At 41.3% G+C, this 14801-nt stretch carries 9 protein-coding genes and 1 pseudogene; 8 read left to right on the top strand and 2 right to left on the bottom strand.

Translation table 11 applies throughout. The annotated features are described in order from the left end of the window. Positions 1-68: 68 nt before the first annotated feature. A complete protein-coding gene (locus tag RCG24_RS05240) occupies positions 69-2729 on the bottom strand; it encodes a cation-translocating P-type ATPase (protein WP_308078504.1) in 2661 nt (886 codons plus the stop codon). 262 nt (positions 2730-2991) lie between these two features. Between RCG24_RS05240 and RCG24_RS05245 the strand changes: the two genes are divergently transcribed. The 6 genes and pseudogenes from RCG24_RS05245 (at position 2992) to RCG24_RS05270 (ending at position 10295) form a co-directional block, all read left to right on the top strand. Continuing rightward, entirely contained in the window at positions 2992-3426 is a 435-nt protein-coding gene (locus RCG24_RS05245; protein ID WP_308078505.1) for a universal stress protein, read from the top strand. A gap of 272 nt (positions 3427-3698) precedes the next feature. Continuing rightward, positions 3699-4682 (top strand): VanW family protein, encoded by a 984-nt coding sequence (locus RCG24_RS05250; RefSeq protein WP_308078506.1) that lies wholly within the window; start codon positions 3699-3701, stop codon positions 4680-4682. Between the two features lie 497 nt (positions 4683-5179). Further along, the gene (locus RCG24_RS05255; RefSeq protein WP_308077077.1) at positions 5180-6295 is read left to right on the top strand and encodes an IS4 family transposase; all 1116 of its coding nucleotides are present in this window, start codon (positions 5180-5182) and stop codon (positions 6293-6295) included. A gap of 200 nt (positions 6296-6495) precedes the next feature. Beyond that, positions 6496-9099, top strand: coding sequence for a bifunctional acetaldehyde-CoA/alcohol dehydrogenase (gene adhE / locus RCG24_RS05260; protein ID WP_202651375.1), 2604 nt, complete (start codon positions 6496-6498; stop codon positions 9097-9099). Positions 9100-9285: 186 nt separating this feature from the next. Continuing rightward, positions 9286-9772: pseudogene (locus RCG24_RS05265) on the top strand (PaaI family thioesterase). 130 nt (positions 9773-9902) lie between these two features. Then, positions 9903-10295, top strand: a complete 393-nt coding sequence (locus tag RCG24_RS05270) for a hypothetical protein (RefSeq protein ID WP_202651371.1) — start codon at positions 9903-9905, stop codon at positions 10293-10295. A gap of 27 nt (positions 10296-10322) precedes the next feature. Here RCG24_RS05270 and RCG24_RS05275 read toward each other — a convergent pair whose 3' ends face one another. Further along, a complete protein-coding gene (locus RCG24_RS05275) occupies positions 10323-11222 on the bottom strand; it encodes a TetR/AcrR family transcriptional regulator (protein ID WP_202651369.1) in 900 nt (299 codons plus the stop codon). 207 nt (positions 11223-11429) lie between these two features. On the opposite strand from RCG24_RS05275, the gene RCG24_RS05280 reads away from it, so the two are divergent. Both RCG24_RS05280 and RCG24_RS05285 read left to right on the top strand, forming a co-directional pair. Next, positions 11430-12947: a DHA2 family efflux MFS transporter permease subunit gene (locus RCG24_RS05280; protein ID WP_202651689.1), complete on the top strand. Its 1518-nt coding sequence runs from the start codon at positions 11430-11432 to the stop codon at positions 12945-12947. 397 nt (positions 12948-13344) lie between these two features. Beyond that, on the top strand, positions 13345-14679 hold the full coding sequence (locus RCG24_RS05285; protein WP_308079117.1) for an NAD(P)-dependent oxidoreductase: 1335 nt from the start codon (positions 13345-13347) through the stop codon (positions 14677-14679). The last annotated feature ends 122 nt before the right edge of the window (positions 14680-14801 follow it).

Consider the following 14801-nt stretch of genomic DNA (forward strand, 5'->3'; position numbering starts at 1 on the left):
GCAAAGAGGTTGTCCTAAAATGTTGGACAGCCTCTTCTTTTATGCAAGTCAGTTTTTTTCCAAAACGTTTAAAGAATTCGTTTTCCTGCTTTCCAAAGCTCATTCAGAATAATCGGCAGCAGTGAGAGGGCAAGAATCAGCAGCCAATCCTTGATGGTTAAAAAATGGATGGCAAAAATGTTGTTAAAAAATGGGATGTTGACTAATGCTGCTTGAATACTAATACCAAATAAAATTGACGCCAGTAAATATTTATTTGAAAATAGGCCGACTTGGAAAATCGATTTATGTTGGTTCCGCAAATTTAAGGCATGGAATAACTGCGAAACACTTAAAGTGATAAAGGCCATCGTTTGTGCATGAATCAAGGCATCCTGTGGGACATCGGCAAAGTCAATTGTAAATAAGCTTTCTGATCCTGTATAAAAAGCTAGCCCGGCAATGAAGGCGAACAAGGTAATGAAACCAATAATTGCTCCATTGATCAAGGTAAACAGGCCGCTGCCATGGGCAAAAATGCTTTCTCTGATCGACCGCGGCCGTTCTTTCATTACATCCGGATCGTCCGGATCAAGGCCCAGCGAGATAGCTGGGAAAGTGTCCGTGATTAAATTAATCCATAAGATATGTACTGCCGTCAGCGGAGTGGGCCAGCCAAGCAGGATGGCGAAGAATAAAGTAATAATTTCGCCTAAATTGCAGGAGAGCAAGAATAGAATTGCTTTTTTTATATTTTGATAGATATTCCTGCCTTCTTCCACCGCTGCGATAATTGTGGCAAAGTTGTCATCGGTTAAAATGATATCAGCGGCCCCTTTGGCCACATCGGTACCACTCTGCCCCATAGCTACTCCAACATCAGCCTGCTGCAGTGAAGGAGCATCATTGACGCCGTCTCCTGTCATTGAGGCAATTTCTCCGTTGGCCTTAAGCGCTTTTACGATTTTCACTTTATGCTCAGGAGAGACGCGAGCAAAGACCCGAATCTTTTTGACTTTTTCTTTCAGTTCATCTTCAGTGAGGGTATCGATTTCGTTACCGGGCATCGTCTCCTTGTCACTGCTGGCGATTCCAAGCTCTTTGGCAATAGCAAAAGCCGTTTTTTGGTGATCACCAGTAATCATTACAGTCTTGATGCCGGCGTTATGACATTGAGCAATTGAAGCTTTTACTTCCATTCTTGGCGGGTCAATCATTCCTGTTAATCCAAGCAAGGTAAGATTATTCTCAAGCTCTTCAGCTGACAAGTCAGCTACCTGAGGAACTTCCTTATAGGCAATCGCCAGGACTCTTAGTGCCTTATCCGACATTGCATTAGCTTGAGATATAATCCTCTCTGTCTCAGTCCTTGAAAGCGGAACTTTCTGGCCATTCAAAATAACTGTGGCTGCTTTCGGCAGGAGACTTTCCAAGGCACCCTTTGTCATCACCAAAAAATTGTCTTTATTTTGATGGACGGTCGTCATCATTTTTCGCTCGGAGTCGAACGGAATTTCTCTTACGCGCTGATAGCGATGGTCCAGCAGTTGTTTGTCAATTCCAACCGTTCCTGCCGCAGCAACAAGGGCTATTTCTGTCGGGTCGCCCGATTGTTCCGCTGTTGTCACAACGGCATCATTACATAAAACAAGCGCTTCGAAAAACAACTTTTCATATTGGTTTTCTAGTTTTAATGAAGCCAGCGGGGCATAGGTTCCATTGACAAAAACATCTGTTACCGTCATTTTATTTTGTGTCAGCGTCCCTGTTTTATCAGAACAAATCACGCTGACAGCACCAAGTGTTTCAACAGCGGGCAGCTTTCGGACAATCGCGCGCCGCTTGATCATCCGCTGAACGCCAAGTGCCAGGACAATCGTAACAATCGCCGGCAGGCCTTCGGGAATCGCAGCAACAGCTAGGCTGACAGCAATTAAAAACATATCAAGGGCTACCCTTCCTTGGAAGAAGCCAATCAGAAAAATAACGAGGGAGATAAGGACAGCGCCAATCCCGAGAATTTTCCCCAGCTCTGCTAATTTAACCTGTAATGGCGTCATTTCCTGCTTTTGATCTCCAAGGAGGGCGGCAATTTTTCCAATTTCGGTGTTCATTCCGGTATTGACGACAATGCCAATACCACGGCCGTAAGCAGACAGGGTCGACATAAATGCCATGTTGTGCTGGTCGGCTATTGGCACCTTTTCCTCCGCTGCCTGCCAGTCTGCATCCTTGTCCACAGGTACTGATTCCCCGGTAAGCGATGATTCTTCAATTTTTAAATTAGCCGTTTCAATTAAGCGTATATCAGCAGGGATAAACCGTCCTGCATCGATCACCACGATATCGCCGGGCACAAGCTGTTCCGAAGGGATTTCTTGCACGACTCCATCACGCTTGACGATTGCTTTTGGAGTGGCCAATTTTTTCAGTTCTTCGAGAGCTTTTTCTGCCTTGGTTTCCTGAATAACCCCGATTACTGAATTCAGCAGGATGACGAGTACAATGATGGCTGCATCGCTGTACTCACCAATAAATAGCGAAATAAGTGCAGCGGCAATTAAAATATAAATGAGCATGCTGTTAATTTGTGAGAAAAACAGTTTCCAAATCGCTGTCTTTTTGTGATCACGGAATTCGTTGGGACCAAATTGTTCTAATCGTTTCTCGGCTTCACTGCTCGACAGACCCGCACCAGGATCGACGCCCATTTCAGTGATAACCTCCGTCACTTTTTTTGAATGCCACATCACCAATGCCTCCTTTCAATAGTCATAAAAATGGAAATTCCCTCTAGTTTAATTAAACCATAGGAACTAGTTTCTGACTAAAGAAGCGGGATAAAGTCATAAATTATTCGAAATCTTCCAATTGGTGAAATGTTAAAATGAAACGGAGTAATAGTTTGTAATAAAAAAAGGAATTTTGGTTCTTCTTGGCGAAATAAGCATTATCAGGATCTTTTGAAAATATATAAAAGGTTTTTTTGCTTTCAAAAAGGAGGTTTTAAAATTGTCAGAGAAGATCTTAGTGGCTGTGGATGGTTCAATCAATTCTGTTGAAGCATTGAAGGAAGCTGAACATTTGGCGGTCGCCTTTCAAAGCAAGCTTTTTCTAGTAAATGTCCAGCCTTCGTTCAATATGATTCATACGAAATTATTTATCAGTGAAAAACTAATCAAAGAATATCAGCAGGAGTTATTTGAAAATGCAACAAAGCCAGCGGTTGATTATTTAAAATCAAAAAATATTGACTATGAACTGCTGATGAGAATCGGCGACCCTGTCCAGCAAATCTGCAAGCTAGCAAAAGAACTGGCAGTAACGCATATTGTCATTGGTACACGGGGGATGGGACCTGTAAAAGGGGTGGTTTTAGGCAGTGTCTCTAATGGCATTCTTCACGAAGCGAAAGTTCCAGTATTAATTGTTCCTCCCCAAAAATAATCCCATCTACTAATCGGTCACTTGGCCGATTTTTTTTTAGCTAATAAAGGGACAGCTTCGACATTTTCAGCCTACTATAATAGTCTCAGATTAATAGCAATGTTTGGTTAATTTGTTTGTCATTCATTCTGCATTTATTCAGATTAGCGAATGGAAAATATCGGGCTGTTATTTTGTCATTTTTATATTCCGATAAGAATATGATGTTTTGGCTGGAAACAATTGTATAGTTCAAACAGCTCATAAAAGAATAAGAGGAGAGAAGCAGTGAAATGGGAAAGGGGAAATGGGCGGTTTCAATTTTACTATCCGGGAGTTTATTAGGACTTGTCGGTTGTTCTGTAAAGGAGGCGGCCGAAAAAGTAACGAAACCAACCAAGCAAGTTGAAACTCGGGCTCCAGAGGAACAAAAGCAGGAAGAAGAACCAAAGACGGTTGTCGTCAATGTCATTGATCCGAACACCCAAAAAGTAATCAAGACCATTTTACCGGCGGAGCTGGGATTTGAGACCAATCCAGCCGCCTATAAGAGAGAACTCGAAAAATGGGCGAGGGAGCTGGCGCGGGGAACAGATACAAAACCGGGATATGACCAAAGGATGGTGCTGGATCAGGTCAAACATGGCAAGATCATCAAAGGAAAGCCGCAAGTCATATTAGAAGAGAAGGAATTAGTGGAACGCATATTGACAGCATCGGTAACCGGCGGCGACGTGGAACTCCCGATTTATGTCAAGGAAAGCGGTTATAATCCTGAAGAGATTGCCAGTTTAGACGATGTTGTTCTGGCATCGTATACCACCTATTTTAACAGCGGTGTCGCCGGGCGGGCTAGAAATATTGAACTGTCAGCCCGTTCGATAAATAATATTATTGTCGGAGACGGGGATTATTTTTCATTTAATACAACGGTAGGTCCTAGTGATGCGGCTCATGGGTATCAGAAGGCCAAGGAAATTGTTAACAAAAAAATGGTCGATGGCATTGGCGGAGGAATTTGCCAAACATCTTCGACATTGTTTAATGCCGTTGATAAAGTCGGGGTTAGTTATATAGAAAGGCATCATCACTCCTTATCCGTCGGCTATGTGCCTGCTGGCCGTGATGCCACCGTTTCATATGGCGGTAAAGATTTTCGCTTTCAAAATACCACCGGTGTTCCGTTTTTAATTAAAACAATCTACCAACAGGGGAAATTGACTGTGCAGATCAGAACATCTGCCAAATATCAGCAGCTATACGCCAAAGGGAATTAGTGGTGATCGATCATTCTAAAGAATGGCCAATATTATCAGAAGGGTGAATGATAAAAAATTTTTTCAAACAAATTGAAGCGAAAGCGTCGTTAAAGGGCGCTTTCACATTATTTTCTGGTCATTTCCCAGCCGTTTTCATCACAGCTGGCACCACCAGCCTTCTAGAAAGTTACTCAATGGAATGTAAAGCGCTTTACATTAAAATGGTTACTAACGTTAACAATCTATATACATTTTTATCAAAGTTTGTTCAATATTTCACAATCTTTTTTTGCTGTACAAATGTTATGATGATATCAGAAATAGTTGAAATACTTCTTAGCAAGCTAACAGCTATTTTTTAAGTTTATATGTGATCACTAGTGTTGCATTAATTTAATTTCACTATTAGGAATACTCGAAATGTTCAATTTTATTATTCTCTGCAAAGAAAAAGTCCTTTATAATGGATAGGTCAGGTGGTAATCCGTCCAAATCCAATATAAAAGGACTAGCTCATGGACAAGATTACACGAAAAACTTCATTTGGACAATGGTTTTCACCAATAAATCTTCAATTATTTGAGGAACAGGTGAAAACGATGAAATTAGATTACTATACAAAGAAATTAACGACGGAGTCGTTCCTAAAATTACTTCTTTTTGCGCAGCTACAAGAAGTGGAAAGCCTTCATGCGCTTGGAGATTACCTTTTCGATGATCAGCTTCAAAAGGAAATTGACCTTGATTCTATTAGTATTTCTCAGCTGTCACGCCGTTTAAATGGGATGAATCCTGATCTATTCCAAAGGCTTTTTCTTGATTTGGTGTCCCAAATTCATGTCAAAACACATTACACAAAACTTGTGATGCCATTAAAAATCATCGATTCAAGTACCTTGCCACTCAATTTGACGAATCATAAATGGGCAAAATTCCGCAAAACAAAGGCTGGAGTAAAACTGCATTTGCGGCTTGTATTTATGGAAAAAGGCACTTCTTACCCGGAAAAAGCCGTTATGACTACGGCAAAAGAACATGATCGTGGCCAGCTTGAAATCATGGTAGATGACAAAGAATGCATGTATGTGTTCGACCGTGGTTACTTAGATTACGAACGTTTTGACCGCATGACCGATGATGGTTACTTTTTTCTTTCAAGGTTACGTAAGAACGCTGTTATACGGGAAGTTTACAACTTTAAACTACCGGAAAATTCTTCTGTTTTATCGGACCAAATGGTGTTGATTGGAACCACACAAAATCGTGCTGAAAATTATTTTCGACTGATAAAAGTTCTGGATTCAAAAGGAAATGAACTCCATTTAATCACCAACCGTTTCGATTTGGAAGCTGATGAAATTTCAGAGATGTACAAATCACGCTGGGCCATTGAATTATTTTTCAAATGGATTAAACAGCACCTCAGCATAAAAAAGTTTTACGGTCAAAGCGAATGGGCGATTCAGAATCAAGTGTTCATTGCACTCATTGTTTTTTGCCTACATGTTCTAGCGCAAATTGAATTAAAAAGTAGTCGAAAAATCCTACAAATTAGCCGATATTTAAGGGCTGCACTATGGAAACCGGCGCATATTTGGCTTCGAAAGATTGAAGGAAAAGCTGTTCCTTAATAAGCAAATTTGTTGTCGTCCCACAGGTCTTCAGGTTTAACTGTAAATAAATTTCCAAATGGACAGAGCCACCTTTAAATGGGTATTTATCTTTTTGGTCCTAAAAGGGTGAAATATTTTAACTGAAAATTCCGATACTTTTTATGCAACACTAGTGATATGTGATATTTTTTACAAACTTTTTATTGGGAGTGATCATAATGGCTGTCAAAGAAAAAGAAGTTAAACAAATGCAAAATGTACCGGAAATGATTGATCAGTTGGTAAACAATGGCCTTCAAGCTTTAGAGAAATTACGGCAGATTGATCAAGAAATGATTGATGAAATTGTCAAACAAATGGCTTTAGCCGGCCTTGATCAGCATATGCAGCTGGCAAAATTAGCTGTTGAAGAAACAAAGCGCGGTGTTTATGAAGACAAAATCATAAAAAATATGTTTGCAACAGAATATATCTATCACAATATTAAATACGATAAAACAGCAGGAGTTATCAACGAAAATGAACTAGAAGGAATCATTGAAATTGCCGAACCAGTTGGCGTGATTGCCGGCGTTACTCCAGTCACGAACCCAACTTCAACGACGATGTTTAAAGCGTTAATTTCACTTAAGACGAGAAATCCGATCATTTTTGCCTTTCATCCATCGGCACAAAAATGCAGCAGCGAAGCGGCACGTGTATTAAGAGACGCCGCTATCAAAGCAGGGGCACCAGAACACTGCATTCAATGGATTGAAACACCATCACTGGAGGCAACCCAAACTTTAATGAACCATGATAAAATCTCGTTGATTTTAGCAACCGGCGGCGCAGGAATGGTCAAATCGGCCTATAGTTCCGGAAAACCTGCACTTGGCGTCGGACCAGGGAATGTTCCTTGTTATATTGAAAAAACAGCTAATCTTAAACAGGCAGTCAATGACTTAATTTTATCAAAAACCTTTGACAACGGGATGATTTGTGCCTCTGAACAAGCCGTTATTATTGATAAAGAAATCTATAAAGAAGTAAAAGCCGAAATGATTGCCAATAAATGCTACTTCTTAAATGAAGACGAAAAGAAACTGGTCGAAAAATTGGTTATCAATGAACAAACATGTGCGGTTAATGCCAAAATTGTTGGGATGCCGGCTGCCAAAATCGCTGAAATGGCAGGAGTAACTGTACCAGAAGGAACAAAAATTTTAGTGGCTGAGTTAGCGGGGGTTGGACCGCAATATCCGCTATCAAGAGAAAAACTAAGCCCGGTTTTAGCTTGTTATAAGGTTAACAGCTTTGCAGAAGGTCTAAAAAGAGCAGAGGAAATGCTGGAATTTGGCGGCCTGGGCCACTCTGCGGTGATTCATACCACCAATGATGAGGCGATCAAAGAGTTTGGTCTTAGAATGAAGGCCGGCCGGATTATTGTCAACGCGCCATCTTCTCAAGGGGCAATTGGCGATATTTATAACGCTTATCTTCCTTCCTTAACACTTGGCTGTGGTACGTATGGCGGCAACTCTGTATCAACAAATGTAGGGGCAATCCATTTAATCAATGTGAAAAAGGTGGCAAAGCGTAGCGTGAATATGCAATGGTTTAAGGTTCCGCCAAAAATTTATTTTGAAAAGAATTCAATTCAATACCTAGCTAAAATGCCGAACATCTCGAAAGCATTTATTGTGACCGATCCATTCATGGTGAAGCTTGGCTATGTGGATAAAGTCCTATACTATTTACGGAAACGCCCGGACTATGTCCATTGTGAGATCTTTTCGGAAGTTGAGCCGGATCCATCGATTGAAACGGTGATGAAGGGTGCCGATATGATGGCTAAATTCCAGCCGGATGTGATTATTGCCCTTGGAGGCGGCTCAGCAATGGATGCGGCGAAAGGAATGTGGCTGTTCTTTGAAAACCCGGATGCCGATTTCTTTGGCTTAAAGCAAAAGTTTTTAGACATCCGCAAACGGATTGTGAAATACCCACATTTAGGTGAAAGGGCACAATTTGTGGCGATCCCGACAACCTCAGGTACCGGTTCAGAAGTAACTTCGTTCGCGGTTATCACCGATAAAGAGGCAAACGTAAAATATCCGTTGGCTGATTATGAATTAACGCCGGATGTCGCAATTATTGATCCACAATTTGTCATGTCCGTGCCAAAACAGGTAACGGCAGATACAGGTTTGGACGTCTTAACACATGCGATCGAAGCTTATGTATCCTGCATGGCCAACGACTATACCGACGGACTGGCGATGAAAGCCATTCAGCTGGTATTTGAATATCTTCCAAGAGCCTATCGGAATGGAAACGACGAAGAAGCTCGGGAAAAAATGCATAATGCTTCTACAATTGCCGGAATGGCGTTTGCGAATGCCTTTTTAGGAATCAACCACAGCCTAGCACATAAGTTAGGTGCTGAGTTCCATATCGCTCATGGCCGTGCCAATGCAGTATTGCTGCCGCATGTGATCCGGTATAATGCGACTAAGCCGGAGAAGTTTGCTGCTTTTCCTAAGTATAATCATTTCGTCGCCGACAAGCGCTATGCAGAGATTGCCAGAACACTTGGCTTACCAGCAAGAACAACGGAGGAGGGCGTGGAAAGTTTAATTCAAGCGGTTATTCGCCTCGCAAAAGAGCTAAACATTCCTATGAGTTTGGAAGCCAATAATATTGATAAAGAAGAATTCGAGAGAAAAGTGGATTACTTAGCGGACCGTGCCTTCGAAGACCAATGCACTACCGCCAATCCAAAACTGCCGCTCGTCACTGAATTAGCAGAACTATACCGCCTCGCTTATAAAGGAGTCTAATGGAAAAGGTGTCAGGCCTTCGGTGCCTGACACCTTTTTTAGGCTGACGTCAGATTTTCCAAGTTTCAAACACAAATCATCGGTATCAGGCGTTGGCTATTTTATAGTTATTGACCACTCGTTTTTCTGAATGTTATGATTTAAAAGAAAAAATAGCAAGCGTTTTCAGATAATGGGGGGAAACTAATGGTAGAAAAAGTGGTATATGCAATTCAGAGATGAATATCCTGATGATTTTGCCTGGTGTTATGGCTGTGGACGGTTAAATGAGGCCGGACATCATTTTCGCACAGGCTGGCAGGGGGACAAAACGGTCACGATTTATTCACCAAAACCGGAACACCATGCTTTGCCCGGGTTCGTCTACGGTGGATTAATTGCTTCTTTCATCGATTGTCATGGCACCGGGTCAGCCTCGCTGGCACTGCATCGTAAAAATGGACATGAACCGGGAGATGGGGTGGAACCACCACGATTTGTCACGGCTTCTTTACATGTGAATTTTTTAAAGCCGACCCCTAATGGGGTTCCGCTGAAGGCAATTGGAACGGTGCAAGAAATTCATCCCAAAAAGTTTAAGGTCATGGCTGAAGTCTTCGCACAAGATACGCTTTGTGCCACCGGAGAGGTCGTCGCGGTTCTAATGCCCAGCACTTTTTTAAAAAAAGAATAAAAAACGAAAAAAATCCTCTTGACAATGGACAGATCAAGGGGATTTTTTTGCATCAAAAATTTCCATTTATGAAACAAAACTCCACTCTAGTTCGTCTATATAAATGAGATATGGTATTGGGGGAGTTTTAATGGGACGCATGAAGAAATTTCTGCTGACAAGCTTTATAGCTATCATACTAATTTGTGGGATTATCGTTAGCAGCTACGGTACAACGATTTTTCAGGAAGGGAATCCAATTCCGTTGCTTGTTTCCGTTACGAAGCTCCATTTCACAAATTGTGAGTATGTAGAGTTTGCCAAGACGGAAAAACGGATTCGCTTTATATCGATTAATAAAATGAACGATCAATACAAAATGGTTAAAACTTGGATGAGTTCAAAAGGCTGGGATTATAAAGAAAAAATGGGCTCCGGGCTAATCTTTACGAAAAATGGTGAGGATGCAGTTGTGGAGGTAAGACCCTATACGAGCAATTATTTTGTCTGGGAGATTCAAAAGCCATCATTTGGTAATACATAGAAAATGACCCCTATCCTCTGACAGGGGTCATTTGGCGTCAATTTGGTCAAAATACTCTTGAACCAAGATACTTAGTTCCTGAAGTTCTACCTGGACTTTTTTATCCTCCACCGTCTGCAATGTTTGGAGAACGCTGTCAATGAGAAATTTCCGTGGATTTTTAGCATCCAATAATTCCTCTTCAATAAAATCCAATAAATCTCCATAATTGAGCTGCTGATTGTTTTGCTGATGTAAGATATTTTTTACAATAAAAAGCTGGTGCAAAAGCTTTTTCCTAAAAGAACGAACATGGCGATTGCAGTCCGGCAGCCAACGCTCCAAGGCTTGAACAGGTATTAACCGTTCCTCCGATTGCACTATTTCGTTTACCATATGAACCAAACGATTTACGGTATAGCGGACGACTTGGCTAATATTGGCATCGGACTCATAAGCCAATTGGTAAAACTTGATATTTTCTCGGAGCATTCCCATAAACATGATGGCACAATCGAGTAGATACTGTCTTTTGTCGATGCCAAAAATATCAGTCAACCGATGATAAATCCAGCGAATATTTTGGATTTTACGCTCTTCGATGGTCCGCTTTAACTCATCATCTTTAGAGATCATTACTTCTTCGAATAGCGTAATTATTTTATTTTTTCGATTTGTCTTTAATTGCATTTCAACTTGTTTAATAAAAATCTCGATGTCTGCGGGATCTTGGCCAATTAATAAATCATTCCGTATTTTCTCCAATTCTGAATCAGTCATTTTAAAAATGGCTGTTAATAATTCGCTTTTTGAGGAAAAGTAATTATAAAAAGTCCCCTTGGAGATCCCGCTGTATTCCAAAATATCCTGAATAGAAGTGGACTGAAATCCTTTATCAATAAACAACTGATGGGCCATTTTTACCACATGTTGTTTGCGGTCATTCATAAACAATCACCTTGACATCATATTATACCAATTGTACAAATTTATAGTACCTTATTTTTGGTAACCTGACAAATCAATAATCATGAAGATTTTTTTATTGCAAAAATTGAACAGTGAGTTTATTATAGGTAATTATGAAACAGAGGTATAAAAAAATGAACAACTAGTTTAAAGGGAGGAATTTACTTGGAACAAACCGATAGACCGATGAGTCGCCCTCCATATGGTATCATTGCTGTCCTTATGGTTGGGGCATTCATTGCCTTTTTAAATAATACTTTATTAAACATCGCACTGCCTTCGATTATGAGGGACTTAAAAGTTGAACCAACAACTGTTCAGTGGTTAACAACTGGGTTTATGTTGGTAAACGGCATATTAATTCCGACGACTGCTCATTTAATTCAAAAATATTCTGTCCGTCGAATCTTTTTATCTGCGATGTGTTTATTTGCTGTCGGAACAATCCTCGCAGGCACTGCTCACATCTTTTCGATCTTATTAGCAGGGAGGATGCTCCAGGCTTCCGGGTCGGCGATATTAATGCCAACTCTAATGAATGTTATGCTGGTCAGCTTCCCTGTGGAAAAAAGAGGAACTGCGATGGGGGTTTTTGGCTTAATTTTAATGTCTGCCCCGGCGATTGGCCCAACACTTTCCGGTTGGATTATCGAGCATTATGATTGGCGAATGTTGTTTCACTTCATCACACCAATTGCTATCGTGGTCATATTAATTGGCTTTTTTATCATTAAAGATAAAAAAGAAAAAGTGGATTTGCATCTTGATTTTCTTTCGCTGGCCTTATCCAGCTTTGGGTTTGGCGGTATTCTTTATGGCTTTAGTTCTGCCGGTAGTAAAGGCTGGGACAGTCCGCTAGTGTATGGGACGATTATTGTCGGTGCCGTATGCTTAACCGTTTTTATTTTGAAGCAATTAAAACAGGACCGGCCAATGCTGAACTTCAGGATTTACAAATATCCGATGTTTGCTCTGTCTTCTGCTATTACCATGATTGTCAATATGGCGATGTTTTCAGGGATGTTGCTGCTGCCAATCTATGTTCAGGACATTCGCGGCATTTCCCCAATGGACGCAGGGCTCCTGCTGCTTCCTGGTGCTATTTTGATGTCGTTGATGTCACCGATTACCGGTAGACTATTTGATAAATTTGGCGGACGTATTTTAGCAGTAATTGGTTTAGCGATTACGACCGCAACGACGTATATGTTTAGTAAGTTGGAGCTCGATACAAGCTATACACATCTAATTATTTTATACTCTATCCGCTCATTGGGCATGTCAATGGCGATGATGCCAGTTTCAACGAATGGGTTAAATCAGCTGCCAACACGTTTTTATCCCCATGGCACCGCAATGAACAATACCATGAACCAGGTGGCCGGTGCTATTGGTACCGCATTATTGGTAACGGTCATGTCGACCCATACTGAAACTCGGGCAAAAGAAATTGGGGCCGCTGCGAAGGCCACCATGGGCCACGCCACGCAGCCGCCAACAGCTGAAGCGCTCGCGCAAATGAAACAAGAAATTTTGATGAAAGCAACGCTTGACGGCATCAATTATTCATTCATGGTAGCTACCGGAATTGCCGCAGTTGCGCTGATTCTGTCCTTCTTTATTAAACGGGCAAAACAAGCCAGTGATCCGGGAGAAGTAAAGCCTGCCAGAAAAGCAGTTACACATAAATTAGCTGAAAATTAATTTACAGGGTGTCTGGGAAAGTCAAATTTTTGACTTTTGGACACCCTTTTTATGTTAATTTATTTAATTCCATTCGCCACCGTTTTACAAAATCCTTAAGTAAAGTATGGTAAATTGTTATAGATTTTATGGAGTACAAGAAGCTGTTTGTCCATTCGGATTTTACAATGTGGATAAACGATAGTCTTAATCTTTTGACAAACTGTTAGATGTAATGGCCATGTAGAGAAGGTAAAATGGTAGGTATACAGAATATTCTGTATAAATACATATAAAAGGCTGGTGATTTTTGATACCAATTTACTTTCATTATAAAGCGCTTTCATTTCTGGTGTATAAAAAGAAAAGGAGGTTTACTTTTTGACAATCAAAAAGATACCACGTATTTCCCTTACTCATCTCTGAAACTAATTTTCAGGAGGTCGACCGAGGACTGACCAATCAAGAAGCGCTGGAAGAAGCAAATCGCTGCCTCTATTGTTATGATGCCCCATGTATAAAGGCCTGTCCAACAGGGATTGATATTCCTACTTTTATTAAAAAGATTGCCTCAGGAAATTTACTAGGATCTGCCAAGACGATTATGTCCGCTAACCCAGTTGGAGCAAGCTGCGCACGAGTTTGTCCGACGGAGGAGCTCTGTGAAGGAGCATGTGTCCTTAACCATTCTACCAAACCGATCATGATTGGAAATTTACAAAGATTTGCAACAGATTGGGCCATCCATAATGATAAAACCCTATTTGAACCAGGAGAACGAAATGGAAAGACGATAGCTGTGATCGGTGGCGGCCCTGCTGGCTTGTCCGCGGCAAGAGAACTTGCCAGATTAGGCTATGATGTCACCATTTTTGAAGCCGCCGAACAGGCAGGCGGATTAAATACGTATGGGATTGTATCCTTCCGGCTGCCGCAAAAAATTTCCTTTTGGGAAGTTTCCCAAGTCAAAAAATTAAATGTCAAAATTCGGACCAATACCGTGGTTGGCGGAGATATTTCCATTCAAGAATTATTGGACAGCTTTGACCGGATTGTGCTGGCGGCGGGGATGGCGCATGTCCCTAATCTTGGGATTCCCGGCGAAGATTTATCAGGAGTCTATGACGCAATTGAATTTGTAAAGGCTACAAAGAGCGGTCAAGTTTCAGAAGATTTTGTCGGCAAACGGGTAGTCGTGATCGGTGCTGGTAATACAGCCATCGACGGTGCGACCTGTTCTGTTCGTCTGGGGGCGGAAAATGTAAAGATTCTCTACCGTCGGACCCAAGAGGAAATGACGGCTTATGATTTTGAATATGAATTTGCCAAGCAGGATGGTGTGGAATTTCGCTGGCTGACGGCGCCAAAGCGGATTATCGGTGATGAAGATGGCAGAGTCACGGGAATTGAATGTCTCAAGATGCAGCTTGGTGAACCAGAAGCAGACGGTCGCCGCCGTCCGATTGCAATCCCAGGGTCTGAATATGTGATACCAGTAGATGTGGTGATAAAAGCAATTGGGCAGACAAGACATCTGGAATTGATTGAACAGCTTGGCCTGGAGCATGACAGCGGGGTCGTAAAGGTCAATCAGGAAACGCTGCAAACGTCCAATCCGCGTATCTATGCCTGCGGTGATGTGATATTTGGTAAGGGGAAGGGCGAAGCAATGGTTGTTACAGCAGCACAACAAGGTAAAAACGCTGCCCACGCGATTCATCGGCAGTTTTCCACAGTTGGAACCGCTCATTAGTAAAAAGACTTTTAGCTACTTTTTGACGTTTATCCATTTGATTTCGACAATTTTATTAACGTTTAAAAGATGGATCAGTGTGAGTGTGAATTCCATCTAGCAAATTCACAAACAAAAAAGAT

Source organism: Neobacillus sp. OS1-32, assembly GCF_030915425.1.
GTDB classification, from domain to species: Bacteria; Bacillota; Bacilli; order Bacillales; family Cytobacillaceae; genus Neobacillus; species Neobacillus paridis.